Below are 23,987 nucleotides of genomic sequence, written 5' to 3'. Positions count from 1 at the left end.
CCGGACAGCCCAGCCCGGTGAAGTAGCGAAGGGACGCGTTTCCATGGCGATCGAGGTCGGCACCCAGGCCCCGGATTTCGAGCTGAAGGACAACCACGGCCGGACCGTGAAGCTCTCCGACTTCCGCGGTGAGAAGAACGTGGTGCTGCTGTTCTACCCGTTCGCCTTCACCGGCGTCTGCACGGGCGAGCTGTGCGCGCTCCGCGACGAGCTGCCCACGTTCGAGAACGACGACACGCAGCTGCTCGCCGTCTCCAACGACTCCATCCACACCCTGCGCGTCTTCGCCGAGCAGGAGGGCCTGGAGTACCCGCTGCTGTCGGACTTCTGGCCGCACGGCGAGACCTCGCGGGCGTACGGCGTCTTCGACGAGGAGAAGGGCTGCGCCGTGCGCGGCACCTTCATCATCGACAAGGAGGGCGTGGTGCGCTGGACGGTCGTCAACGGGCTGCCCGACGCGCGCGACCTCAACGACTACGTCAAGGCGCTCGGCGCGCTCTGAAAACCGGTTCGGGAGTGGACCGCGGACCGGAGACCCGAGGCCCGAATGCCTGTTGAGGCCGGGAACCGGTCACTAGGATCCACTCGTTGATCCGATGTCAACACGACGTGGAGGCGCCGGCACCGGCCGGCCCCCAAGAAACCAATGGGAGGACTCGTGGGAGTCAGCCTCAGCAAGGGCGGCAACGTCTCGCTGACCAAGGCCGCGCCCAACCTGACCGCGGTCATCGTGGGTCTCGGCTGGGACGCCCGTACCACCACCGGCGGGGACTTCGACCTCGACGCCAGTGCTCTGCTGACGAACGCCGAGGGCAAGGTCGCCAACGACGGCAACTTCGTCTTCTTCAACAACCTCAAGAGCCCCGACGGCTCCGTCGAGCACACCGGTGACAACCTCACCGGTGAGGGCGAGGGCGACGACGAGGTCATCAACGTCAACCTGGCCACGGTGCCGGCCGACGTCGACAAGATCGTCTTCCCGGTCTCGATCTACGAGGCCGAGTCCCGCCAGCAGAGCTTCGGCCAGGTCCGCAACGCGTACATCCGCGTCGTCAACCAGGCCGACAACAGCGAGCTCGCCCGCTACGACCTGTCCGAGGACGCCTCGACCGAAACCGCCATGGTCTTCGGCGAGCTGTACCGCAACGGCGCGGAGTGGAAGTTCCGGGCCATCGGCCAGGGCTACGCCTCCGGTCTGCGCGGCATCGCGCAGGACTTCGGCGTCAACGTCTGAGTCGCCCTGGGGCCCCGGCCCCGGCATCAGCATCCGTCCGGCGCCGCACCACGTGCGGCGCCGGACGCGCAGGGCGGACGGAGCCGCCGGCCGAACACGTGCGGCCGGCGGCTCCGTCCGGTACAAAAGACGGTTCACAAACTCGGGGAGGACACACCATGGGCGTCACGCTCGCCAAGGGAGGCAATGTCTCCCTCTCCAAGGCCGCACCCAATCTCACCCAGGTGCTGGTCGGTCTCGGCTGGGACGCACGATCCACGACCGGGGCCGACTTCGACCTCGACGCCAGCGCGCTGCTGTGCCAGTCGGGCCGGGTGCTCGGCGACGAATGGTTCGTGTTCTACAACAACCTCACGAGCCCCGACGGTTCCGTGGAGCACACCGGTGACAACCTCACGGGTGAGGGCGAGGGCGACGACGAGTCGATCATCGTGCACCTCACGCAGGTGCCGGCCCACTGCGACAAGATCGTCTTCCCGGTCTCGATCCACGAGGCCGACAACCGCGGCCAGACGTTCGGCCAGGTCAGCAACGCGTTCATCCGCGTCGTCAATCAGGCCGACGGCCAGGAGCTGGCGCGGTACGACCTCAGCGAGGACGCCTCGACGGAAACCGCGATGATCTTCGGCGAGCTCTACCGCTACAACGGCGAGTGGAAGTTCCGTGCAGTTGGTCAGGGGTACGCGTCGGGGCTGCGCGGCATCGCTCTAGACTTCGGGGTCAACGTTTCGTAAAGCCGCGCACGGCGCGGGGGAGCCCCGTGCACATCGGGGGAGACCCGTTACATACATGATGGGGTAGCCAGTGCTTCTGAAAACCTTCGGGTGGTCGTTCGCGATCACCGTGGCCGGTCTTGTGGCCGCATTCTTCTACGGGGGGTGGGAAGCCTTCGGTGTGGTGGCGATCCTGTCCGTCCTGGAGATCTCGCTGTCGTTCGACAACGCGGTGGTCAACGCCGGAATCCTGAAGAAGATGTCTGCCTTCTGGCAGAAGATCTTCCTCACGATCGGCGTCCTGATCGCGGTCTTCGGTATGCGGCTGGTCTTCCCCGTCGTGATCGTGGCTGTTACGGCGAGCCTGAACCCGATCGATGCGATCGACCTGTCGTTCAACGACCCGGACCAGTACAAGCAGCTGGTCACGGACGCCCACCCGGCGATCGCCGCCTTCGGTGGCATGTTCCTGCTGATGATCTTCCTCGACTTCATCTTCGAGGAGCGCGACATCCAGTGGCTGCGCTGGATCGAGCGCCCGCTCGCCAAGCTCGGCAAGGTCGACATGCTGTCGGTCTGCGTCGCGCTGATCGTTCTGCTGATCGCCTCCCTGACCGTCGCCACGCACGCCCACCAGCACGGCGGCGGCCACGCGGACAAGGCGGCGACCGTCCTGCTCTCCGGCGTCGCGGGTCTGATCACGTATCTGATCGTCGGCGGGCTCTCCGGCTACTTCGAGGACAAACTCGAAGAGGAGGAGGAGCGCGAGCACGAGGCGGAGGAAGAGGCCAAGCGCAGCGGCAAGAAGGTCTCGGCCATCGCCCTCACCGGCAAGGCCGCGTTCTTCATGTTCCTCTACCTGGAAGTGCTCGACGCCTCCTTCTCGTTCGACGGCGTGATCGGCGCCTTCGCCATCACCAACGAGATCGTGCTCATGGCCCTCGGCCTCGGCGTCGGCGCCATGTACGTCCGTTCGCTCACGGTCTACCTGGTCCGCCAGGGCACCCTGGACGACTACGTCTACCTGGAGCACGGCGCGCACTACGCGATCGGCGCGCTGGCCGTCCTGCTGCTCGTCACCATCCAGTACGAGATCAACGAGATCATCACCGGTCTGATCGGTGTCGTCCTGATCGCCTGGTCCTTCTGGTCCTCGGTCCGCCGCAACAAGGCGCTGGAGGCGGAGGAAGGCAGCACCGAAGTGACCGCCGGGGTGTGACCCGGTAGGTATGGAGGGAACGCTCTCTGCGGGGCGGCTCGTACGGCAACGGCTCCGGGACACCCCGGAGACGGCCCGGAGCCGCCCCGCGGTGGTGCGTGCGCCGTATGCGCCGCATGCGACGGGTGAGGGACCGAGAAAAAGGGGCGGGGTCGGGGATGGCGTTCTGGGACAGCCTGTGGCCGGGGCGGGACACACGATTCGAAGCGGGCAGCGCGGCCACCAACTCCATCGTGCTGACCCGGCGGCACGCCACGGTCTCACTGACCAAGCAGGGAGCGCTCAGCGGCAACCTCCGGGTCAACCTCTCCTGGCGCATGCGCACCTCGGACATCGGGGGCCGCTCCCGCCAGAGCGGCCGGCTGCTGCACCCGCTGAAGCTGTTCCAGCCGGAGGCCGTCCAGGCGCATACCCAGGGCATGGTCAACGTCGACCTGGACCTGGGCTGCATGTACGAGCTGGCGGACGGCACCAAGGGCGTGGTGCAGCCGCTGGGCAACCTGCTCGGCGATCTGAACGGGCCGCCATACATCAGGCTCAGCGGCGACGACCGCTTCGGCGCCCCCTCCGGCGAGACCCTCTACGTCAACATCGATCAGCGCGAGCACATCAAGCGGCTGATGTGCTTCGTCTACATCTACGACCAGACGCCCGCCTTCGACCGCACGCACGCCAAGGTGACCCTCTATCCCGGCAACGGGCCCAGCATCGAGATCGAGCTGGACGAGCGCGCCCCGCAGGCCCGCTCCTGCGCGGTGTTCACGCTGGAGAACGTCAAGGACGAGCTGATCGTGCGGCGCGAGGTGAAGTTCGTCTACGGCTTCCAGTCCGAGCTGGACCGGATGTACGGCTTCGGCATGCAGTGGGGCCGCGGCTACAAGACCCGCACCTGAGCGTGTCCCGTCGCCGCGTGCCGCTCTCAGGGCCGTATGAACTGCGGGCCCTGCGGGGGCAGCGTGAAGTTCGGGTCGGGCGCAGGCGCGGCCGCCGGGGCGGGCTGCGGATAGCCGTAGGCGGGCTGCGGCGAGGCCGGCTGGGGATAGCCGTACGAGGGCTGCGGCGCCGGGGCCGCGGCGGGCTGCGGATAGCCGTACGAGGGCTGCTGGTGCAGCACGGTGGCCTGCGAGTCGGGCGCGGGCGCCGGAGCCGGCGGGAACGCGGGAGCGGGCGGCGCCTGGTCCGGCCGGTACTGCGGCTCGGGCTGCGCGGGGGCCTGGGGCTGCGGCTCGGGCTCCGCCTCGTCGACCGAGATGCCGAACGCGGTCGCCAGGCCGATGAGACCGGTCGGATAGCCCTGCCCGACCGCCCGGAACTTCCAGCCGTCCCCGCGCCGGTACAGCTCGCCGCAGATGATCGCGGTCTCCTCGCCGGTCTCCGCGCGCACGTCGAACACGGCGAGCGGTTCGCCGCCGGCCGCCGCCGCGTCGTAGATGAGGATGCGCAGATCGCGTACGTGCTCGAAGGCGGCCCCGTCCGAGGACGCGGCGATGACGACCTGGTCGACCGACGGGTCGAGGGCGTTCAGATCGGCCTCGATGGTGTCCGTCAGGCCCTCCGGCAGACTGCGCTTGGGCAGCCTGCGCACCAGGCCCGACGGATGGCGCGGCTGGTTGTAGAAGACGAAGTCCTCGTCCGAGCGCACGCGTCCGCCGGCGCCGAGCAGCAGGGCCGAGGCGTCCACGTCGGGCACCCCGGCGCCCGGCGTCCAGCGCAGCACGGCCCGTACGGCCATGGCGTCGAGGGGGACGTTCGAGCCTTTCACCATCGCGTGCGTCATGCCGGTCATCCTGCCTGCTGGCCGCCCGCGCGGACAACGCGGGGGGCGTGGTGTCCCTTCCGGCAGCCGGTCGGATTCACCCGCTCCGCCCCCCTCGAAAGCAGTACGAAAGGGGTACGACACCCGGAATTCACCTCAGCTGGGAACTGCCGACACCCGTTCGTACGTACTATTACCGGCCACACGTTGTCCGATCGGTCAGAGAGTACGGGGGGAATTGCATGCGTCATTTCGGTCATATTGCAGCTGCTGCGAAGGACGGGCTCTTCTTCCAGGAGCCCTGTGAGTTCGACCGGGACTCACCGGGCCCCCTGCTCTCCGCCGCGCTGGGCGCCACGCTCTACAGTCCCGCCACCCGCCCCCGGCTCGCCGACGACATCGTCAAGCTCGCCGGGCGCGGAGTCGTCTCGATGGTGTTGTGCCTGGAGGACTCCATCGACGACTCCGAGGTCCCCGGAGCCGAGGAGAACCTGGTCCGGCAGTTCGCCGACCTCGACACACGCCCCGCCGCGCTGCCGCTGCTGTTCATCCGGGTCCGCGAACCGGAACAGATCACCGATCTGGTGGGCCGCCTCGGCGCGTCGGTCCGGCTGCTGTCCGGATTCGTACTGCCCAAGTTCACCCGCGAACGCGGGACGCCCTTCATGGACGCCCTGACCAAGGCCGAGGCGAGCGCCGGACGCCGGCTCTTCGCCATGCCCGTCCTCGAATCGCCCGAACTGCTCCACCTGGAGACCCGCACCGACACCCTCCGGGGCATCGCCGAGATCATCACCGCCCACCGCGACCGCGTGCTCGCGCTGCGCCTCGGCGTCACCGACTTCTGCTCCGCCTACGGACTGCGGCGCTCCCCGGACATGACGGCGTACGACGTGGGGATCGTCGCCCACGTCATCGCCGACGTCGTCAACATGCTGGGCCGCGCCGACGGGACGGGCTTCACGGTCACCGGACCCGTCTGGGAGTACTTCCCCCGCCAGGAGCGCATGTTCAAGCCGCAGCTGCGCAGCAGCCCCTTCCAGCAGAACCGGGCCGAGTCGCTGCGCACCGCGCTCATCGCCCACGACCTGGACGGGCTCCTGCGCGAGATCGAGCTGGACCGGGCCAACGGCCTCCTCGGCAAGACCTGCATCCACCCCTCCCACGTCGCCCCCGTGCACGCGCTGTCCGTGGTCAGCCACGAGGAGTACAGCGATGCCCGCGACATCCTGCGGCCCGAGAGCAACGGCGGCGGAGTGCTGCGCTCCGCCTACACCAACAAGATGAACGAGGTGAAGCCCCACCGGGCCTGGGCGGAGCGCACGCTGCTGCGCGCCGAGGTCTTCGGCGTGGCCCGGGAGGACATCGGCTTCGTGGACCTGCTGACGGCCTGCCTCGCGGAGTGACCGCAACCGGCGGCAGGATCGGGTACGGACGGGCCGGGCGGTTGCTCCGGCCCGGCGGACGAACGGAAAGAGAAGCGAACGTGGTGTGGTCGGGTAGCTGGGTGGCGGAGCGACTGGGCGTCGGGCTGGTGGGCGACGGGGAACTGCGCGAGCTGCTGGGCCTGGCCCTGCGGCGCAACCCCAAGCGGGCGCACCTGCTCGTGTCCAACGTCCTCGGCAAGCACGTCCCGCAGCGCCCCTCCGTCGTGTACGCCGCCGGCGTCGAGCTGGGCCGCCGGGTCCGCGCCCTCCTCGGCGAGGACGGCGCGCGCCGGGCGGTCGTCCTCGGTTACGCGGAGACCGCCACCGGCCTCGGGCACTCCGTCGCGGACGGCCTCGGCGACGCCCCCTACCTCCACTCCACCCGCAGGCCGGTGCCCGGCGTGGCCCGGGCGGGCGGCTTCGAGGAATCCCACTCGCACGCCACCTCGCATCTGCTGCTCCCGGAGGACCCCCGGCTGCTGGCGGCGGACCGGCACGGCGGGGAGGGCTCGGCGCTGGTGCTCGTGGACGACGAGTTCTCCACCGGCAACACCGTCCTCAACACCATCCGCGCCCTGCACGAGCGCTACCCCCGCGACCGCTACGTGATCGTCGCCCTGGTGGACATGCGCTCACCGGCCGACCGGGGCCGGCTCGCGGAGTTCGCGGCGGAGATCGGCGCCCGCGTGGACCTCGTGGCCCGCACCACCGGCACGGTCACGCTCCCGGACGGCGTCCTGGAGAAGGGGCAGGCGCTGGTGGCGGAACGCGAGGCCGCCGCCGACCCGGGCACCGCCGACGGAGCCGCCCCCGCCCCGCGCCCCCACACCCGCATCGACCTTCCCTGGCCCGCCGGCGTCCCGGACGGCGGCCGGCACGGCTTCACCCGCGCCCACCGCGCCCTCCTGGAGCCCGCCCTGCCCGCCCTGGCGGATCGCGTCGCCGAGGCCCTCGGCGACACCCCCCGCCGTGTCCTCGTCCTCGGCTCCGAGGAGCTGATGTACGCGCCGCTGCGCCTGGCCACCGCCCTGGAGGAGCGCACCGACGCCGAGATCCGCTCCTCCACCACGACCCGCTCCCCGGTCCTGGCCGTGGACGACCCCGGCTACGCGATACGCACCCGGATCGTCTTCCCCGCCCACGACGACCCGGCCGACGGCCCCGGTGACCGCTACGCGTACAACGTGGCCGGCGCCGGCTTCGACGCCGTGGTCGTCGTCGTCGACTCGACCGCCGACACCCCGGCGCTGCACGCCCCCGGCGGCCTGCTCGACCGGCTCGCTCCGCACACCGCGCACGTCCTGCTCGCGGTGATCCCCTCGTACGTACCCGTGGCGACAGCCTCCGAATGCCAGGAAGAAGCCTTGATGCAGCTCCCCGAACCCCTGCGCGGCCCCGCGTTCTCCTCGTACGCGCCGGACGAGGTCGGGTGGCTGCTCCAGGACCTCTCGGAGACCCGGCTCGAAGCGCCCACGGAGGAGCGCGAGGAGGCGATACAGAGCGGGGGCGCGCACTACGCGGAGTCGCTCCCCATCGAGTACCAGCCCTCCGCCGAGTACCAGCGGCTGTTCAAGGAGGCCCTCGACCTGTCGGCCGCCCGCATCGCCCGCGCCGTGGGCACGGTGACCGAGACGGTGCTCGCCGAGCGCGGCCCGCGCCCCGTCCTCGTCTCGCTCGCCCGCGCCGGTACGCCCGTCGGCGTGCTGATGCGCCGCTGGGCCCAGCAACGCCGTGGCGTCGAACTGCCCCACTACGCCGTCTCCATCGTGCGCGGACGAGGCATCGACGCCAACGCGCTGCGCTGGCTGGCCGCCCGGCACGACCCGGCCGACGTCGTCTTCGTGGACGGCTGGACCGGCAAGGGCGCCATCACCCGCGAACTGGCCGCCGCGATCGTCGAGTTCGAGAAGGCCGGGGGAGTGGAGGGCTTCAACCCGGAGATCGCGGTGCTGGCCGACCCCGGCGGCTGCGTGCGGACGTACGGCACCCGCGAGGACTTCCTCATCCCCTCCGCCTGCCTCAACTCCACCGTCTCCGGGCTCATCTCCCGTACCGTCCTGCGCGCCGACCTCGTCGGGCCGCACGACTTCCACGGCGCGAAGTTCTACCGCGAACTGGCCGGTTCGGACGTCTCCGGCCTCTTCCTCGACACCGTCGCCGCGCGCTTCGCCGAGGTCGCGGACGCCGTGGACGCCGAGGTGAAGGAACTGCTCACCGCGGACCGGGCCCCCACCTGGGAGGGCTGGGCCGCCGTGGAGCGCATCAGCGAGGAGTACGGCATCCACGACGTCAACCTGGTGAAGCCGGGCGTCGGCGAGACCACACGCGTTCTGCTGCGCCGCGTCCCGTGGAAGATCCTCGCGCGGCGCGGAGCCGGCCCGGACCTGGACCACATCAGGCTGCTGGCCGCGCAGCGCGGCGTACCGGTCGAGGAGGTCGACTCGCTCCCGTACACCTGTGTCGGACTCATCCACCCCGCATACACACGAGGGGCCACGGGCGCCGACGGCAAGGCGGTGGAGACCGCGTGACGGCCTCCCCGGTCACCCTGATCGCCAGCGATCTCGACCGCACCCTGATCTACTCGACCGCCGCCCTCAACCTCACCATGGAGGACGTACAGGCGCCCCGGCTGCTGTGCGTCGAGGTCTACGGACACAAGCCCCTCTCGTACGTCACCGAGACCGCCGCCGGCCTCCTCACCGACCTGACGGACGCCGAGTCCACGGTCTTCGTCCCCACCACCACCCGCACCCGCGAGCAGTACCACCGCATCCAGCTGCCCGGAAACCCGGCCGAGTTCGCGATCTGCGCCAACGGCGGCCACATCCTGGTGGACGGCGAGTCCGACCCGGACTGGCAGCGGACCGTCGCCCGCCGGCTCTCCGACGAGTGCGCCCCGCTGGAGGAGGTCCGCGCCCATCTCGTCGCCACCGCCGACCCGGCCTGGCTGCTGAAGGAACGCGTCGCCGAGGACCTGTTCGCCTATCTCGTCGTCGACCGCGCCGAACTGCCCCCGGAGTGGATGAAGGAGCTGGCCGACTGGGCGGAGCCGCGCGGCTGGACCGTGTCCCTCCAGGGCCGCAAGATATACGTCGTGCCGCGGCCGCTCACCAAGAGCGCCGCCATGCGTGAGGTCGCCCGCCGCACCGGCGCGACACGCACCCTCGCCGCCGGCGACTCGCTCCTCGACGCGGACCTGCTGCTCGCCGCCGACGAGGGCTGGCGCCCCGGTCACGGCGAACTCGCCGACGCCGGCTGGACCGCACCGCACGTCGAGGCCACCGCCGAACGGGGCGTGGCGGCGGGCGAGGAGATCCTGCGCCGCTTCCTGCGGGCATCGGGCGCCTGACGGGACACGGCGGGGCGGGCGACATGCACGGGAGGCGTGCGACGGCGGAGAGGTGTGTGCGATAACGGAGAGGTGGGCGCGACGAGCGAGGGGCGTGTGCGATGACCGAGGGGCGTGTGCGATGACCAAGGGAAACTCCACCGAGATCACCGACGAGCTGTACGCGTACATGCTGGCGCACAATCCGCCGCTGGACGCCGTCCAGCGCGAGCTCGTCGAGACCACCTACGCCCGGCTGCCCGAACACGCGGGCATGCAGTCCGCCGAGGAGCAGGGCCCGCTGCTCGCCTTCCTCGTCCGGCTGACCGGCGCCCGGCACATCGTGGAGGTCGGCACCTTCACCGGCTTCTCCGCCCTGGCGATGGCCCGGGCGCTGCCGGAGGACGGGCGGCTGATCGCCTGCGACATCTCGGAGGAGTGGACGGCGTACGGCCGCGAGGCGTGGGCGAAGGCGGGCGTCGCCGACCGCATCGACCTGCGCATCGCACCCGCCCTGGACACCCTGCGCGCGATGCCCGGAGAACCCCACATCGACTTCGCCTACCTGGACGCGGACAAGGGCAACTACATCGCGTACTGGGAGGAACTGGTGCCGAGGATGCGCCCGGGCGGGGTCATCACCACGGACAACGTCCTCTTCCACGGCCAGGTGACGGAGCCTGCCGCGACGGGCGCGGCGAAGGCCATCCGGGAGTTCAACGACCATGTGTCGGCGGACGCCCGGATGGACAGCGTGCTGCTCACGGTGTCGGACGGCCTGACACTGTCCCGCAAACGCTGAACCCTTCGTCAGCCGCAGCAGCCCCCGCCGCAGCAGCCGCCCCCACCGCCCCCGCCCCCGGCGGCGGGCGCGGTACGGGAGCCGCCCACGGCGACGGCGGAGAGCAGCTTCACCGTGTCCTCGTGCCCGGCGGGGCAGGAGGCCGGCGCGGAGGACTCGGCCATGGGCCGGCTCAGCTCGAAGGTGTCCCCACAGGAACGGCAGCGGTATTCGTAACGAGGCATGACGCCAGGCTAGCGGCAGCGGGCGGACACGTCAGTGGCTGCCCGCGCCCCGCTCCTCGCGGATGTCGGCCACGACGTCCGCCACGGTCCGGCGCAGGGACTCCGTCACGGTCAGGAAGTGCCAGTAGTCCGGGTGGCGGTTCTCCAGCGCCGTGACGGCCTGGTCGAGACGGGACACCGCGTCGTCCAGCGGACGGGCGTGCCGCGGCTCGGGGGTGTGCCGGCCGGCCATGGCGAGCCGCTGGGCGTCGCGGATGGCGAACCGGGTGCGCTCGATCTCCCGCTGCGGGTCCTTGGCGACCTCGTCGAGCCGGCGCAGCCGGTCACCGGCGGCGGACACCGCCTCGTCCGTCGCGTTGAGCAGCGCGCGCACGGTGCTCAGCCGGGACGTGGCATCCGCCCAGCGCTGCTCCTCGCGGGCCAGCGCGGCCTCCTTGAGCTTCTCCTCGGCCCGGCGCACATTGACCTCGGCCTGCTCCGGCACCGGCTGGAGGTCCTGCCAGCAGGCGGCGGAGAACCGCCGCCGCAACTCGCTGAGCACGGGCTCGACGGACGCGGACCGGGTCGTCAGGGCCTGGGCACGGGTGCGCAGGGTCACCAGGCGGCGGTCGATCTCGGCGGCGCGCTCCGGCAGCTTCTGTGCCTCGGCCCGCACGGCCTCGGCGTCGCGCAGCACCCGGTCGGCGCGCTGGAGGGTCTCGGGCACGCCGTGGCGCCCCGCGCCCTGGTTGAGCTTGGTCAGCTCGGGGGCCAGCGCGGCGAGCCGGGCGGCCAGGTCGTCGGCGCGCAGCCCGGACGCCCGCACCGCGTCCAGGGCGTTGCTCGCGCCGAGGAGCGCCTGCCGGGCCCGCTCGACGGCGGGGGCCAGTCGGGCGAGCTGGGTCTCGGCGCTCCCGAGCAGCGGGCCGAGACCGGCGCCGAACCGGTCCAGCTCGCCCTTGACCCGTACCAGCTGCTCCTTCGCCGAGGTCAGCTCGGCGCGCGCCCGCGAGGCGACGGACGGGTCCAGATCGTCCCGGTCGAGGTCGTGGGCGTCGACGGCGGTGATGTAGGCGTGGCTCGCCTCGTCGATGCGCCGCCCGAGCGCGGCGAAGTCGTCGACGGCCTTGCGGGCGGCCGGTGAACTGTCGACGGCCGTGATCGTCTCTATGGAGATCCGGAGGTCCCGCTGGGCGGTGTCCAGCTCGTAGAACGCCTCGGCGGCCGCGTCCTTCGCCGCCTGCGCCTCGGCGCGCTGCCCGCCGCCCCGGCCCCCGAACCAACGCCGCGTACCGCCGCCGGTGACGGCGAGGGGGAGGGCGGCGAGGAGGGGGAGCGGCGCGAGGACGAGGAAGCAGACGTCACGGAGAGCCTGCCCGGTCGCAGGACGCCGACTCCGCCCCCGGACCGCCCGGACGACTGCCGCCTGCGGTCCCGCGTGTGTCGCCGTCACATGCCTCTCCCGTGCCGTTCCAGCCTGCCCGATACATTCTCCCACCAGTAAGGACGAACACACGGGCCGGATAGTTCACGGCGTACGGGGCGGTCGTGCGGGCTCCTGGATTTCGGGGCCGGACGGCTCAGCTTCCGTGGCGGACGGCGACGCCGCCGTTGTCGCTGCGGGCCTTCACCACGTGCGCACTCGTGTTGCTGCGCGGCACCTCGACGGAGACGTGCCCGTTGTCGGAGGACGCGCTCACGGCGTACGTGGTCGAGCCCGGGGGCAGGCTGATGGCGATGCGCCCGTTGTCGCTCACGGTGTCCACGAGGTCGGGGACGCGGTCGAGATCGAGGTCCACGGACCCGTTGTCGGACCGGGCCACCAGGGACCGGGACGAGATCCGCTCGCCGCGGATGGCCCCGTTGTCGCTCTTCAGGTCCAGCGGCCCGCTGACGTCCTTGACGACGACGCCGCCGTTGTCGGAGGACAGCTTCAGGGCCGTGGTGAACTTGGAGGCGGTGACCTTCCCGTTGTCCGCGTCCACGGTGAGCGCGAGCCCGCGCGGCACCTTGATCTGATGCCGCGCCTCGCAGTCGCTGATCATCGCCTTGCAGTTCACCCGGAGCGTGAGGGTGTCGCCCTCCAGCCTCCACACGGGGTCCGGCCCGCTCCCGAGGACCACCCAGCCGTCCACCCTCCGGGTCACCTCGATCTCGTCCACATCGGCGGGGACGACCTCCACCACGGAGTTCTCCGCGTCGATGGTCAGCGCCTTCCCGTCGTACGCGAACGACTTGTGCTCGACGGGTGCGTCGTCCACGTCCGTGCTCCCGCACCCGGTGAGCGCGGCGACGAGCAGAGCGGCGCCCCCGGCGGCCAGAAGTGCGTGGCGATTGCGGATGGTCATGTGATCAGGTCCCCCTGGGCCGGCTCTGCGATGTGCCTCTTGCGATGTCCTTACGGTAGGCAGCGGCACCCCGCCCCCACGATCCGGACGGCTACCGTGTCCGGGGTGGGGCTATCCCCCGTACGCCCCGCCCAACCCCGCCCGAACCGATTGTCGACATGCGCCGAAGGCCATGTACCCTGTTCCTTCGTCCACGGGTGCGTAGCTCAGGGGTAGAGCGCTGCTCTTACAAAGCAGATGTCGGCGGTTCGAAACCGTCCGCGCCCACCAGCAGGTTGAACGACGAAGGCCCAGGTCACCGGTACTGAACCGGGAGCCTGGGCCTTGTTCGTTCCCTGGCCGCGAGGGCGGGGGGAGAGGCGCCGTGCCACATACGTGCCAGATGCCTCGCCGGGTTCGGCAGGCCGGGCCTTCCTGATCTGCCGATCAATCGCTGACGGAGCACCGGCACGGCGGAAGAGGCCTGAGCCCGTTTCCCGGGGCGTGTGCTGTCGGCGTGCTGCCGTCCGCCGCGGTTGCGCCTTCCCGCTTTGCGTCGAGCGCTGGAAGCATTCCAGGGTCCGGCGACGAAGGGGGCAGGATGGTTCAGTCGAAGTGCGGTGCTCCTACCCAGAGCGGGGGCCGCTGCCAGAACAAGGCGATGACGGGTACCTCTCGGTGCTCCAAGCACCAGGGGCCGTGGTCGCCGTACGGCGTCGAGCAGCGGAAGAAGAAGGAAGCCGAAGCCAGGATGAAGAAGCTTCGGAAGAAGCGGTAGCGGGCCGTCGAGTGCGGCCGGCTGACATCCAAAACTGACATCAACGGTGGCGGATGACAGCGGTCGCTCGTGTGCTGTCGTGGTGGTGACCAGCGATTCGCTCTTGATGAAGGTGTCCCGCACGGGCTTACAAAGTAGATGTCGGCGGTTCGAGGCCGTCCGTGTCCGCCGGCACAGAGGCCCCCGGCCGATCATGGCTGGGGGTTCTTGGGGTACGGGGTTTGTCTGCTCTGGTGCTGGAATGTGCGGTTGAAGTCCGATGTCACTGCGGCGGTTGGGGCGTGCCGGGTGAGGATTGCTGCTGCCTTCTCGGGGATTCCGGTGGGGCGCTTGCCCTCCGCGAAGGTGCGCACCAGTTCGTAGCGGCCGTTCCTGTCCTCTCGCCGGTAACCGAAGAGAGCGGTGACCAGCCAGTTCACCAGATATGTGGCGGTGTAATCGCGGTCGTAGGTGCGATGCCGGTCGAAGAAGTCGGTCTCGTTCTGCGACAGCTCGAACCGGGAGGACAGGGCGAGGCCGTAGTCCGCGAAGTAGAGGCGCCGGCCGTCGGTCAGGATGTTCTCGAAGTGCGCGTCGAAGTGCAGGAGTTCGCGGCTGTTCATGAACGAGGTGCCGGCTGCCAGCTCCCGCTCCACCATGGCGCAGGCCCGGTTGGCGGTCCGGTCTCCCGCTTCGACCTGAGCGCTCAGCCACTCGTGCAGGTTCTGCGGGATGTACTCCAGGAACAGCGCGATGCTCGCCGAGGACTGTTGGAGAGCCCGGATTCGGCGGCGTACCCGCGAATCGCCGCCCCAGTACGCCACGGCCCGTTCGACGTCCGCCAGTTCGTCCGGCAGGGGCGTCGCATCGGGCAGCACCCTCCAGTGGTACATGAGGGGGAAGCCCTCGTACTCGCCCGTGAGCACCCAGTTCGTCGTCATGGTGTGCACGGCGAGTTCTCTCCAGGCTCCGAAGCCCGGACTGCCGATGGCGCCGACGCCGTACTGGCAGAAGCCGGGCAGCTCGAACAGGTTCGCCGTGGACCGGACGTGCTCGGGCTGCCTCTCCAGGTCGGTGAGAGGTACCCGCTTCACGAAGGTCGGGGTTCCGGCGATCTCCAGCAGGGCGCACTTCCCGCCGATGCCGGTTCCGAGCGGCACCGCCGTGTCCATGAGTTCGAGGAGCGCGCGATCACTGCACAGGGCCAGGGATGTCGAGACGGCACCATGGGCGGTGAGACGCGCATCGTGGGACAGGTCAGGGACTTTCACTCTCGCCTCCACGGTTCGCGTGGTGGGGGAGTGCGGGCCAGCCGTCCTTGTTGCTGAAGGACTCGTAGCAGTAGCGGGTGGTGCGGGGCCATTCCTCGGACGTGGACAGTTCGTAGGCTTCGTCCGGGACGTAGAGGAAGCGTTCGCCGTCGTAGGTGGTGGCGGTGTACGGGGCGAACTTCGCGGGGTCGGAGAAGACGCTCTCCCAGGTCCGGCGGCCTGCGGCGACCACGGCGCAGCGGGCGTAGAGGAAGGAGTCGCCCGACTGCGGGAAGGGGGCGCCGTCGTCGAGGGTCATGTCGGCGACCGGGAGGGTGCCGAACTTCTCCTGGTCGAGGCGGTAGAGGGCTTCCGCGTGGCGTTCCGCGAAGGCGGTGATCTCGGGGAGGGGGCGCCGGCTCAGCCTCTTCGCCAGGCGCCGGCAGCTGGCTTCGGTCGCTTCGCCGTTCAGGGTGGCTATCAGTGCCCAGAAGTCGGCCCATGTCATCGTCACGCAGGCAGGATGACAGGCCGGTCCGACAGTCGTGGTTCGCGCGCGTCGAAGGCGTGCTCGGTACAGTCCCCGTGTGACCAGTGAGCCCGAGCCCGCGATTCCGGAGATCACCCGCACCGACTGTGCCCGCTGCGGCACCGAGGTGCATGGTCTGGCCGGTCGGTACGCCTGTGCGCTCTGCGGATGGGTCAATCACTACTCGGAGGGCCACGAGGAACTGCCCGGCCTGGACGCGGACCCCGATCACGGGCGCGGCCGCGGACGCGGACGCGAGCGGTAGCGACGGAGGCGGGAGCGGACCGGGCCGGCCGGCGAGGAGGGAGTACGCGTACGTCGTTGGTTTGTATATGTCGGTGACCGACCTATAGTGGCAGCGTTACGTCCCGCTCCGGGCCGCTTCACGCTGCGGCCTTCCGGGATGCCGCACGCAGTGGAGAAGGTGGAGCAGCATGGCCTCCAAGAAGAACCTCGTCGCCAACCGTGAGTCGCTCGCCCATAAGGTCCGTTACGCCGCACGCCGTCCGGACCGCATCGCGCCCTATCTGAAGCGGGCGGCCAGGGACCGCTGGCTGGCGTTCAAGCACCCGGACCACGTGAACTACTACCGGGCCGTGATGGCCTCGGACACCCGGCGCAACCCCGAGGCCGCCGTGGGCAGTCAGACGCACGAGCGGTGGCTGGCCCTGGGGCAGATGCAGTTCGACTATCTCGTCGAGCACGGGCTCGCCCCCGGTGCCCGGATGCTCGACATCGGCTGCGGCAACCTGCGCGCCGGCTGGCGGTTCATCGACTACCTGGAGGCCGGGCACTACTACGGCATCGACATCTCGCCCGACATCCTGATGGCCGCCAAGCAGACCCTGACCACCCAGGGGCTCCAGGCCAAGGTGCCGCACCTGACCATCACCAAGGACCTGACGCTGGACTTCCTGCCGGACGCGTACTTCGACGTCGTCCACGCGCACAGCGTGTTCTCGCACTCGCCGTTGGAGATCATCGACGAGTGCCTGGCCCATGTCGGGCGCGTACTGGCGCCCGGCGGGCACTTCGACTTCACCTTCGACCGCACCACCGGCGCCGAACACCAGGTGCTGCGCGAGGACTTCTACTACCGGACCGAGACCCTGATCGACCTCGCCGCCCGGCACGGGCTGCGGGCGCGGTTCATGGAGGACTGGGAGAAGCTCGGGCACGGCCAGTCGAAGATACGCGTCACCGCGTAGCCCGCAGGGCCCCTCAGCCCGCCCCCGCACCGGCCCGCACCCGCCACAGGCGCAGCGCGACGCCCGCGGCCGCCATCGCCGCTAGGGCCGGGACCAGCGTGTCCCGGTCCACCACCCCGGCGCAGTACCCCATCGCCACGAACGGCGCCCCCGCGAGCGCGAACCGCCCCGGCGTCCGCAGCCGGGACAGCGCCGGGCGCCCCGCCAGCAGCAGCGCGGCGGTCATCGGCACGCCCAGGCGCCACAGGGTGATCGCGAGATGGCCGGTGACGTCCGTCAGGGCCAGCGCGGCCACCACCAGCAGCGTCCACAGCGACAGCGCCGCAAGCGCCGACGCCCCCAGGGCGCGGCCGGGCGGGCGCAGGTCCGGCGGGCAGGTAACGGGCAGCGCGGCCACCGCGACCGGCGCCAGGATGTACGGGGCGGCGGCCGGCGGAACGATTGCCCCGGCCGACAGTGGGACCAGGACGAGCGCCAGCTGCTGCGTCAGCGCGCCCGCGAACGCCCACCGCGCCCCCGTCGTGAAGCGGCCGCCCAGCGCCAGGACCGCGCCCGTCAGCGTCACCAGATCGCAGCCGATCATGACGTAGCTGAGCGGAAGGAGGAAGTCCGAAGTCCCGCTCAGCCGCCAGTCGGCCAGCATCGAGACCAGGCCGAAGGCGGCGTACGCGGCCGTCGCGGCCAGCGCGAAGGGCGCGGCGGCGGCGAACAGCCGGCCGGCGCGCTGCGCGGAGCCCAGGCGCAGCCGCACCCGCAGCGCGTGCGCCATGATGTCGCCCGCCTCGCGCAGCCGCGCGGACCGGCCGGCGCCCTCGACCGCCTCGCGGTACGCCTCGGCGATGTCGTCCCCGAAGGCGCGGCGGTAACCGGCCGGGTAGAGCCGCAGCAGCGGGGTGCTCATGCGGTGGCCGGCTTCCCGGCGACACCCAGCCGCCGGGTGGCCTCGCGCGCGGTGGCGGCGATGCGGCGCGCCTCGGCGGCCAGGACCTCGCGGCCGGTGGCGGTGAGCGTGTACGTGCGGCGCAGCCTGCTGTCCACGACCTCCTCCGCGTGCACCTCGATCAGGCCCTCGTTGAGCAGGCGCTCCAGCGCCCCGTACAGCGTGCCGGTCCGCATCTTCACGCGGCCGTCCGAGATCTTCTCGATCTCGCGCGTGATGGCGTAGCCGTGCCGGGGCTGGTCGGCCAGGGCGGTCAGGAGGAGGAGGGTCGGTTCCTGCATCGCGCGTTCGCTCATGCCCGGCATCCTACGACAGTCATGTGTCGTTCAGCGGCATATGTCGGGTGCTCCCGACCTGCGATGGGAAGGGTGCGAACCGGGTGGGGCGAGGTGCGGGCCGCCGGAGCAGGCGTCACCCGTACGGGTGCGTCCGTGTGGCCGTGCGCGGGGCGGGGGCGCAGGGTCGGTCTGGCCCGCACCTTCCACCGGCCGAGGAGTCCTCATGGCACAGACAGCGCCCCCGCCCGGCACCCCTTCGTCGCCCTCCCCGCCTCCCGGCGGCGGGACCGGGCCGGAGGACGAGAACCCCTGGGCGTCCGGCGGGATCATGTTCGCCGGCGTGCTGCTGATGGTCGACGGGGTGCTCGGGGCGATCAAGGGCATCGCCGGAATCGCCTCGAACGACGTGTACGCGCGGATCAACGACTACGTCTTCAAGTTCAACGTGACGGCCTGGGGCTGGATCCACCTCGTCCTGGGCATCCTCGTCGCGCTCGTCGGCTGGGGCATCCTCCGGGGCTTCGCCTGGGCACGCGGGGTCGGTGTGGGCCTCGCGGCGCTCAACATGATCGCCAACTTCATGTGGCTGCCCTACCAGCCGATCTGAGCGGTGGTCTCCCTGGCCATCGACACGTTCGTGATCTGGGCCCTGTGCACGGGACGCCTCAAGCCGGTCATCTGACCGGCCGGAGCCGGATGCCGGCGTCGGGCGCCGTTGTCAGTGGTGCGGGTCACACTGGAGACATGTGCCGCAGTATCAAGACGCTCCGACCGCCCGCCCTCCCCGAAGAAGCCACCGAGGAGGACATCCGCGCCGCCGCCCTGCAGTTCGTCCGCAAGGTGTCGGGCTTCCGCGCCCCGGCCGCGCACAACCGGGAAGTCTTCGACCGTGCCGTCGAGGAGATCGCCGAGGCGACCGCCCGGCTGCTCGACGGCCTGGAGATACGGGGCGGCGCGAGAACGCCGTAGGGCCCGCCCGGCGGGGGCTGAGGGCCGTGCCGTCAGGAATACCGTGCTGTCAGGACGCCGCCGCGGCGGCGCGGGCCGCCTCGGCCGGGCGACGCATGAGCAGCGCCGCGAACGAGCCCGCGAGGAACAGGGCCAGGACGGAGACGGCCGTGCCCAGCCAGCCCGCGCCCAGCCACTGCCCGCCGAAGTAGCCGAGGCCCACGCTGTAGCCGGCCCAGGCCAGGCCCGCGACGGCCGACCAGGGCAGGAACTCCTTCACCTTGCGGTGCGAGGCGCCCGCGCCCAGGGAGACGACGGAGCGCCCGGCGGGGGCGAAGCGCGCGATGACGACGAGGATGCCGCCGCCCCGGCTCAGGGCGGCGCCCAGGCGCTCCTGCGCAGAGCTGAGGCGCCGGGAGCGCGCGATGGCGCGGTCCAGCCGCTCCCCGCCGCGCCGGGCCAGCCGGTACGCGGCCAGGTCGCCGAGCACCGAGGCGGTGGCGGCGCACAGCAGAAGGGCGAGCAGTGAGGGGACCTCGGTCACATGCCGGGCGGCGCCCACGGCGTCGGCGGCGACCCCGGTAGTGCCGGCGGCGGCCGCCGTGGCGGCGGTGACCACCAGGACGCCGCTGGGCAGGACGGGGAGGAAGACGTCGAGCAGCACGGAGAGGGCGACCACGGCATAGATCCATGGGCTGCCGATCAGCGCACCCACACTCTCCAGCACCTTCTACTCCCCGATCGGTGACAACGCCGCGACGTCGCAGGGGAGCGGCAGGAGCGGCAGGTCCAGCTGTACAGCGTACGCCCGCCGTTCACCCGGTGATCCATATATATGCGTGATGTTCGGCACCTCGCTCGAGCGAGGCTTGAGCGTGTACCGCCGGGGAGCGGTTTCCCGGCGGTACACGGAGGCGTACGGGCGTCGGTGGGGAGTCCGACAGGGGTTTCGGCAGGGGTTCTGACAGGGGTTTCGATGGGGGTCTGGTGGGGGTTCGGTCGGGGGTCTCGGGGGCCCGGTCGGTCAGCGGGCCCCGGGGGAGGGGGTGGGAGTGGGAAGGGGGAGGTCGGCGGGGGTCAGACGGCGACGGGGGAGTTCTGCTCCTGGCTGTGGTCCCGGTTCTGGCGGTGCGGCGTGCGGGCGGTGATCAGGCCGTCCAGGGAGAAGGCGCCGGGGCCGGTGAAGACGAGCAGCAGGAAGACCCAGCAGAAGATCGCGGCCGATTCGCCGCCGTTCTCGATGGGGAGGAGGGCGTGCGACTGGTGGACCGTGAAGTACGCGTACGCCATGGAGCCGGACGAGACGAGGGCCGCGACGCGGGTGCCCAGGCCGAGGGCGACGAGGATGCCGCCGATGAGCTGGATCACCGCCGCGTACCAGCCCGGCCAGGTGCCGGCGGGTATGGAGCCGCCGCCGTGGGCGCCGCCGAGAATCCCGAAGATCGAGGCGGCACCGTGGCACGCGAAGAGGAGACCGGCGACGATACGGAAGAGCGCGAGGGCGTAGGGCTGGGCCCGGTGGAGGTGTGGGGTCATGGTGGGGGAGGCTCCTTCGGTCTGGTGGGGACGTGAACCGACTGAGCGCCAAAGATTAGGTAGACCTCACCAATACTTGCAAGTTCAACGTTCTGCCGACTGGCCAGAATTAGATGGTCAGTTGTGAGCCGATCGACGGGTCGATACCGCCTCGAACTGGGCAGTCTTCCTTCCTGTGTTGGCCTGAACCAATGGCAACGCAGTTTTCCGGCCATGAGGGTTGGTGGAGGGCGGTCGGTGCCCCGACCATGGCCGCCTCTGTTCTCACCTGAGCCCCGCTGGAGTCGCGGGCCCGATTCGTCCCGATGGCGGCTCGCTGCGGCCCGGCGCCGCCTCCGGAGGGCTCGGTGGCTTGTCATGAACAGCAGTAGAAGGCCGAAAACGCATCGGTGGCCCCGCCCGGCCGGTCCGTTGTGCGGGCGCCGGTCGGTGGGGCCACCGGGGGGCGGGCGCGCGGTGTCGCGCGCCCCGGTTCAGCAGCCGCTGAGCGCGGACTGGAGGGCCGACTTCTCGGCCGTGTCCACGGTCAGGTTGTAGTAGTGCTTCACATGTACCCAGGCGCGCACATATGTGCACTTGTATGCGGCGCGCGGCGGCAGCCAGGAGGCGGGGTCCTTGTCGCCCTTGGACTGGTTGACGTTGTCCGTGACCGCGATCAGCTGCGGCCGGGTCAGGTCGTTGGCGTACGCCTGCCGTCGCGCGGTCGTCCAGCTGGAGGCGCCCGATCGCCAGGCCTCGGCGAGCGGGACCATGTGGTCGATGTCCAGGTCGGACGCGGCGGTCCAGGTGGCGCCGTCGTACGGCGAGTACCAGGTGCCGCTCGTCGCCGCGCAGCTGGAGCTCTGGGTGACGTTCGTGCCGTCCCGCTTCAGAACGACCTCGCGGGTGTTGCAGGTCCCCGACTGGGTGATCCAGTGCGGGAACTTGTCCCGGCTGTACCCGCTGGACGAGCCCTCCGCCTTGACGGTCAGCTGGCTCAGATAGGTACGGGCGGTGGCCGCGGAGACCGGAGTGGGCATGGCCGCCCGGGCGCTCGGGGCGGTGAGCAGGCCGGTGGTGGCGGCCAGGGCGGCGGATGCGGCGAGGACGCCTATGCGACGCGCGTAGACACCTGACATGCGAACTCCCTTGATGTGGGGGGATGCGGACGGGCCGTCAGCAACGACCCGACCATCGTGGCGGCGCCGGGTTGCCGTGGGGTGGGCGCCAGGTAACAGAGTGGCGACATGGGCACGTCACATCAAGGGATCTGACGGAGACGTTCGTGGTGCGGGGGGAGCGCGGGCTCGCGCACGCGGGCGCGCCGAGCCGGTGCGGCGCGGCGGGCGGCGGGAGACCGGCGCCCCTGACCAGGGCGGGAGCGCATGCGCAACGGCCCCCGCCGGGGGGAGGCGGGGGCCGTACGAAGGTTCGTGGCGCTGGTGTCTGAGGGGGCGTGAGGTGCCGCGTCGGACGTATGGGGTGCGGGTGGCCGCGGGTGCGGCCGTGCCTGGCGCGGCCGGCGTCCGCGGCTCAGGTCACCGGCCCCACCCGGACGCGGCCGGGCCGGTGTCCGTAGCTCAGGCGGCCGCGATGTGCAGGGTGATCGTGCCGTCCGGTGCCGGCTCCACGCGCAGGTGCGCCAGGTCCGGCACATGGACGTCCGGGGCGTGGGCTCCCGCGCGCGGGCCCACGCCCACCACGCGCATACCGGCCGCCCGGCCCGCCGCGATGCCCGCCTCGGAGTCCTCGAAGACCACGCAGTCCGCCGGATCGAAGCCCAGCGCCGCCGCGCCCTTGAGGAAGCCCTCCGGGTCCGGCTTGCTGGCCCCGACGCTCTCGGCGGTGACGCGGAGGTCCGGCATCCGCAGTCCGGCCGCGCCCATCCGGGCCGTCGCCAGCGGCAGGTCGGCCGAGGTGACCAGGGCGTGCGGCAGGGCCGCGATGGCGTCCATGAAGGCGGGGGCGCCGCCGATCGGGACCACCCCGTCCGTGTCAGCGGTCTCCTCGGCGAGCATCACCCGGTTGTCCGCGTGGTTCTCCGCCATCGGGCGGTCCGGGAGCAGCACCGCCATCGTGGCGTACCCCTGCCGGCCGTGGACGACCTTCAGTACCTCTTCCGGGTCCAGCCCCTGTCGCAGCGCCCAGCGGCGCCAGCAGCGCTCCACGACGGCGTCGGAGTTCACCAGGGTGCCGTCCATGTCCAGGAGGAGGGCTTTGGCGGTGAGGGCGGTGGCCGGCATGGGCGGGCTCCAGAACGGGGGAGGGCGCTGCGGGGGGTGAGCGGCGCGAGAGATCAAGCGGCCCCCGCCCGCCGGTCAGGGTGTGCGCGCGGAGGCCACTTTGTTCCTCCACGATACAAAAACATGCCGGTCTTGGCGAATCCCTCCGGGCCGGCGGTCCCGCGTGCGCCCGCGCGGGCAGCGGGGAAGGGGCAGCAGGGAACGGGCAGCGGTCAGCGGCGGCCGCGTCCCGTCGTCACCGCCTCCAGGCGGGTCCGGGTGTGCGGGCCGTAGACGCCCTTCGGGTCCCCCGTGATGTTCCACCAGTTCTGGAGATCGCCCACGGCCTGCTCCGTGCGGTCCCCGTAGGAGGAGTCCACGGGGCCGTTGTAGACCCAGACCTCGCGCAGCCGGTTCTGCAGCTCCGCCACCGCCGGGCCCCGGTCGCCCCGCCGCAGCGTCTCCCCCTCGTCCGGGGTCGTGGGCGGCGGGGCCACGCCCTCCACCGGGGCGCTGCTCCCCGCCGTGGTCGAGGGGGACGAGGAGGCGTGGCCCGCCCCGGACGCCGAAGCGGACGCGGACGCGGAGCGGGAGGGGGACGCGGAGGGTGACGCGGACGCGGACGCCGATGCCGAGGCGGTCGCGGACGCCGAGGGGGAGGCCGAGCGCGACGGGGACGGCGATGCGGAGGCCGATGCGGACGGCGAGGGCTCGCTGCTCTCGTCGGGGAGGCTGGCCACCGTGGAGGGCAGGGCCTGGTCCAGGTCGGCCTCCCCGCCGCCGTCCCCGTTGAACAGCCCGCCGATGAAGGCGGCCGTACCGACGACGGTGACCACGGCCGCGCCGGCGACCACGGCGACGAAGGGCTTGCGGCGGCGCGGCGCCACCGGGTCCGGGCGGGTGAGCAGCAGCGCGGTCGTGGGCTCGTCGGTCCCGTCACCGGCGTGCGGCGCGGGGGCCATGGGCGGCAGATACAGCGGCATGGTCGTCGCGGCGTCGGCCTCGGGGGCGTAGACGTGCGGGGCGCCCGGCGGGGGCGTCGGGGACGGCGCGGCCGCGGTGTCGCCGCCCAGCGTCACGTACGGGCGGATGCGCAGCGGGTCGAAGTCCTCCGCCGCGGCCATCTCGGCGGACCGGCCGGCGTGGTGCTCCTCGGCGATACGCCGCTGCTCGGCGGCCCGCTCCGGGTCGGTGAGGTGACCGGGCGCGCCCGTGGCGCCGTACACCGCGCGGCCCGCGCAGGCGCAGACCGGGCCGGTGCCCGGTCTGCCTTCCGTACCGCACTCCGGGCATATATGTCCGGTCATGGTGGGTCCCCTCCCCTTGAA

General features: G+C 71.4%; 25 protein-coding genes, 1 tRNA gene and 1 pseudogene. 14 read left to right on the top strand and 13 right to left on the bottom strand.

Annotated elements, in window-relative coordinates:
* Window positions 1–43: 43 nt before the first annotated feature.
* From OG710_RS07640 to OG710_RS07620, 5 genes are all read left to right on the top strand, one after another.
* Window positions 44–502, top strand: coding sequence for a peroxiredoxin (locus tag OG710_RS07640; protein ID WP_111331985.1), 459 nt, complete (start codon window positions 44–46; stop codon window positions 500–502).
* Window positions 503–658: 156 nt separating this feature from the next.
* Entirely contained in the window at window positions 659–1,234 is a 576-nt protein-coding gene (locus tag OG710_RS07635) for a TerD family protein (RefSeq protein WP_164402590.1), read from the top strand.
* A gap of 158 nt (window positions 1,235–1,392) precedes the next feature.
* Window positions 1,393–1,968 (top strand): TerD family protein, encoded by a 576-nt coding sequence (locus tag OG710_RS07630; RefSeq protein ID WP_111331987.1) that lies wholly within the window; start codon window positions 1,393–1,395, stop codon window positions 1,966–1,968.
* 70 nt (window positions 1,969–2,038) lie between these two features.
* Window positions 2,039–3,166, top strand: a complete 1,128-nt coding sequence (locus OG710_RS07625; RefSeq protein ID WP_330238642.1) for a DUF475 domain-containing protein — start codon at window positions 2,039–2,041, stop codon at window positions 3,164–3,166.
* Between the two features lie 158 nt (window positions 3,167–3,324).
* Window positions 3,325–4,059: a TerD family protein gene (locus OG710_RS07620; RefSeq protein WP_111331993.1), complete on the top strand. Its 735-nt coding sequence runs from the start codon at window positions 3,325–3,327 to the stop codon at window positions 4,057–4,059.
* A 26-nt stretch (window positions 4,060–4,085) separates the two neighbouring features.
* Here the strand turns inward: OG710_RS07620 and OG710_RS07615 are convergent, their stop codons facing one another.
* Entirely contained in the window at window positions 4,086–4,943 is an 858-nt protein-coding gene (locus OG710_RS07615; protein WP_111331995.1) for a TerD family protein, read from the bottom strand.
* A gap of 221 nt (window positions 4,944–5,164) precedes the next feature.
* Between OG710_RS07615 and OG710_RS07610 the strand changes: the two genes are divergently transcribed.
* From OG710_RS07610 to OG710_RS07595, 4 genes are all read left to right on the top strand, one after another.
* Window positions 5,165–6,328, top strand: a complete 1,164-nt coding sequence (locus OG710_RS07610; RefSeq protein WP_111331998.1) for an HpcH/HpaI aldolase/citrate lyase family protein — start codon at window positions 5,165–5,167, stop codon at window positions 6,326–6,328.
* 80 nt (window positions 6,329–6,408) lie between these two features.
* Window positions 6,409–8,880, top strand: coding sequence for a phosphoribosyltransferase (locus OG710_RS07605; RefSeq protein WP_330238641.1), 2,472 nt, complete (start codon window positions 6,409–6,411; stop codon window positions 8,878–8,880).
* Window positions 8,877–9,701, top strand: a complete 825-nt coding sequence (locus OG710_RS07600) for an HAD family hydrolase (protein ID WP_330238640.1) — start codon at window positions 8,877–8,879, stop codon at window positions 9,699–9,701. Before OG710_RS07605 ends, OG710_RS07600 begins: the two co-directional genes overlap by 4 nt.
* A 121-nt stretch (window positions 9,702–9,822) precedes the next feature.
* Window positions 9,823–10,482, top strand: coding sequence for an O-methyltransferase (locus OG710_RS07595; RefSeq protein WP_330238639.1), 660 nt, complete (start codon window positions 9,823–9,825; stop codon window positions 10,480–10,482).
* 8 nt (window positions 10,483–10,490) lie between these two features.
* Here the strand turns inward: OG710_RS07595 and OG710_RS07590 are convergent, their stop codons facing one another.
* The 3 genes from OG710_RS07590 to OG710_RS07580 form a co-directional block, all read right to left on the bottom strand.
* Complete coding sequence (locus tag OG710_RS07590; protein ID WP_111332007.1) at window positions 10,491–10,706, bottom strand: FmdB family zinc ribbon protein; 216 nt, start codon at window positions 10,704–10,706, stop codon at window positions 10,491–10,493.
* Between the two features lie 31 nt (window positions 10,707–10,737).
* Window positions 10,738–12,138 carry a hypothetical protein gene (locus OG710_RS07585; protein WP_330238638.1) on the bottom strand — a complete coding sequence of 467 codons (1,401 nt, stop codon included), beginning with the start codon at window positions 12,136–12,138 and terminating at the stop codon, window positions 10,738–10,740.
* A gap of 127 nt (window positions 12,139–12,265) precedes the next feature.
* Complete coding sequence (locus tag OG710_RS07580) at window positions 12,266–13,033, bottom strand: DUF4097 family beta strand repeat-containing protein (protein ID WP_330238637.1); 768 nt, start codon at window positions 13,031–13,033, stop codon at window positions 12,266–12,268.
* A gap of 195 nt (window positions 13,034–13,228) precedes the next feature.
* On the opposite strand from OG710_RS07580, the gene OG710_RS07575 reads away from it, so the two are divergent.
* Window positions 13,229–13,303, top strand: a tRNA-Val gene (locus OG710_RS07575).
* Between the two features lie 678 nt (window positions 13,304–13,981).
* Here OG710_RS07575 and OG710_RS07570 read toward each other — a convergent pair.
* Both OG710_RS07570 and OG710_RS07565 read right to left on the bottom strand, forming a co-directional pair.
* Complete coding sequence (locus OG710_RS07570) at window positions 13,982–15,040, bottom strand: protein kinase family protein (RefSeq protein WP_330238636.1); 1,059 nt, start codon at window positions 15,038–15,040, stop codon at window positions 13,982–13,984.
* Complete coding sequence (locus OG710_RS07565) at window positions 15,027–15,527, bottom strand: DUF4240 domain-containing protein (RefSeq protein WP_330242187.1); 501 nt, start codon at window positions 15,525–15,527, stop codon at window positions 15,027–15,029. Before OG710_RS07565 ends, OG710_RS07570 begins: the two co-directional genes overlap by 14 nt.
* Before the next feature lie 79 nt (window positions 15,528–15,606).
* Between OG710_RS07565 and OG710_RS07560 the strand changes: the two genes are divergently transcribed.
* Window positions 15,607–15,813 (top strand): hypothetical protein, encoded by a 207-nt coding sequence (locus tag OG710_RS07560; RefSeq protein WP_330238635.1) that lies wholly within the window; start codon window positions 15,607–15,609, stop codon window positions 15,811–15,813.
* Between the two features lie 169 nt (window positions 15,814–15,982).
* Window positions 15,983–16,756 (top strand): class I SAM-dependent methyltransferase, encoded by a 774-nt coding sequence (locus OG710_RS07555; protein ID WP_111332019.1) that lies wholly within the window; start codon window positions 15,983–15,985, stop codon window positions 16,754–16,756.
* Window positions 16,757–16,769: 13 nt separating this feature from the next.
* On the opposite strand, the gene OG710_RS07550 is transcribed toward OG710_RS07555, so the two are convergent.
* Together OG710_RS07550 and OG710_RS07545 are read right to left on the bottom strand one after the other, a co-directional pair.
* The gene (locus OG710_RS07550) at window positions 16,770–17,657 is read right to left on the bottom strand and encodes a hypothetical protein (protein ID WP_330238634.1); all 888 of its coding nucleotides are present in this window, start codon (window positions 17,655–17,657) and stop codon (window positions 16,770–16,772) included.
* Window positions 17,654–17,992, bottom strand: coding sequence for a PadR family transcriptional regulator (locus OG710_RS07545; protein WP_111332024.1), 339 nt, complete (start codon window positions 17,990–17,992; stop codon window positions 17,654–17,656). The genes OG710_RS07550 and OG710_RS07545 overlap by 4 nt, the downstream gene beginning before the upstream one ends.
* Before the next feature lie 205 nt (window positions 17,993–18,197).
* Here OG710_RS07545 and OG710_RS07540 point away from each other — a divergent pair.
* A pseudogene (locus OG710_RS07540) lies at window positions 18,198–18,656 on the top strand (DUF7144 family membrane protein).
* 62 nt (window positions 18,657–18,718) lie between these two features.
* Window positions 18,719–18,943, top strand: coding sequence for a DUF2277 domain-containing protein (locus OG710_RS07535; protein WP_330238633.1), 225 nt, complete (start codon window positions 18,719–18,721; stop codon window positions 18,941–18,943).
* 49 nt (window positions 18,944–18,992) lie between these two features.
* Here OG710_RS07535 and OG710_RS07530 read toward each other — a convergent pair whose 3' ends face one another.
* From OG710_RS07530 to OG710_RS07510, 5 genes are all read right to left on the bottom strand, one after another.
* Complete coding sequence (locus OG710_RS07530; protein WP_330238632.1) at window positions 18,993–19,649, bottom strand: DedA family protein; 657 nt, start codon at window positions 19,647–19,649, stop codon at window positions 18,993–18,995.
* A 350-nt stretch (window positions 19,650–19,999) separates the two neighbouring features.
* Complete coding sequence (locus OG710_RS07525; RefSeq protein WP_330238631.1) at window positions 20,000–20,458, bottom strand: DoxX family protein; 459 nt, start codon at window positions 20,456–20,458, stop codon at window positions 20,000–20,002.
* 473 nt (window positions 20,459–20,931) lie between these two features.
* Entirely contained in the window at window positions 20,932–21,576 is a 645-nt protein-coding gene (locus tag OG710_RS07520) for an HNH endonuclease family protein (protein WP_330238630.1), read from the bottom strand.
* A gap of 441 nt (window positions 21,577–22,017) precedes the next feature.
* Window positions 22,018–22,680 carry an HAD-IA family hydrolase gene (locus OG710_RS07515; protein WP_330238629.1) on the bottom strand — a complete coding sequence of 221 codons (663 nt, stop codon included), beginning with the start codon at window positions 22,678–22,680 and terminating at the stop codon, window positions 22,018–22,020.
* A 212-nt stretch (window positions 22,681–22,892) separates the two neighbouring features.
* The gene (locus OG710_RS07510) at window positions 22,893–23,966 is read right to left on the bottom strand and encodes a peptidoglycan-binding domain-containing protein (RefSeq protein ID WP_330238628.1); all 1,074 of its coding nucleotides are present in this window, start codon (window positions 23,964–23,966) and stop codon (window positions 22,893–22,895) included.
* Between the last annotated feature and the right edge of the window lie 21 nt (window positions 23,967–23,987).

Source organism: Streptomyces sp. NBC_00525 (assembly GCF_036346595.1).
Taxonomy (GTDB): Bacteria; Actinomycetota; Actinomycetes; order Streptomycetales; family Streptomycetaceae; genus Streptomyces.
Note: the sequence above shows the minus strand (reverse complement) of the source record. Positions and strands in the feature narration are given on the sequence as shown.

Coding starts and splice junctions, on each gene's coding strand:
- OG710_RS07640 (WP_111331985.1), top strand. CDS start 44: ATGGCGATCGAGGTCGGCACCCAGGCCCCGGATTTCGAGCTGAAGGAC.
- OG710_RS07630 (WP_111331987.1), top strand. CDS start 1,393: ATGGGCGTCACGCTCGCCAAGGGAGGCAATGTCTCCCTCTCCAAGGCC.
- OG710_RS07620 (WP_111331993.1), top strand. CDS start 3,325: ATGGCGTTCTGGGACAGCCTGTGGCCGGGGCGGGACACACGATTCGAA.
- OG710_RS07615 (WP_111331995.1), bottom strand. CDS start 4,943: ATGACGCACGCGATGGTGAAAGGCTCGAACGTCCCCCTCGACGCCATG.
- OG710_RS07610 (WP_111331998.1), top strand. CDS start 5,165: ATGCGTCATTTCGGTCATATTGCAGCTGCTGCGAAGGACGGGCTCTTC.
- OG710_RS07595 (WP_330238639.1), top strand. CDS start 9,823: ATGACCAAGGGAAACTCCACCGAGATCACCGACGAGCTGTACGCGTAC.
- OG710_RS07590 (WP_111332007.1), bottom strand. CDS start 10,706: ATGCCTCGTTACGAATACCGCTGCCGTTCCTGTGGGGACACCTTCGAG.
- OG710_RS07580 (WP_330238637.1), bottom strand. CDS start 13,033: ATGACCATCCGCAATCGCCACGCACTTCTGGCCGCCGGGGGCGCCGCT.
- OG710_RS07565 (WP_330242187.1), bottom strand. CDS start 15,527: ATGACATGGGCCGACTTCTGGGCACTGATAGCCACCCTGAACGGCGAA.
- OG710_RS07555 (WP_111332019.1), top strand. CDS start 15,983: ATGGCCTCCAAGAAGAACCTCGTCGCCAACCGTGAGTCGCTCGCCCAT.
- OG710_RS07550 (WP_330238634.1), bottom strand. CDS start 17,657: ATGAGCACCCCGCTGCTGCGGCTCTACCCGGCCGGTTACCGCCGCGCC.
- OG710_RS07545 (WP_111332024.1), bottom strand. CDS start 17,992: ATGAGCGAACGCGCGATGCAGGAACCGACCCTCCTCCTCCTGACCGCC.
- OG710_RS07535 (WP_330238633.1), top strand. CDS start 18,719: ATGTGCCGCAGTATCAAGACGCTCCGACCGCCCGCCCTCCCCGAAGAA.
- OG710_RS07525 (WP_330238631.1), bottom strand. CDS start 20,458: ATGACCCCACACCTCCACCGGGCCCAGCCCTACGCCCTCGCGCTCTTC.
- OG710_RS07520 (WP_330238630.1), bottom strand. CDS start 21,576: ATGTCAGGTGTCTACGCGCGTCGCATAGGCGTCCTCGCCGCATCCGCC.
- OG710_RS07515 (WP_330238629.1), bottom strand. CDS start 22,680: ATGCCGGCCACCGCCCTCACCGCCAAAGCCCTCCTCCTGGACATGGAC.
- OG710_RS07510 (WP_330238628.1), bottom strand. CDS start 23,966: ATGACCGGACATATATGCCCGGAGTGCGGTACGGAAGGCAGACCGGGC.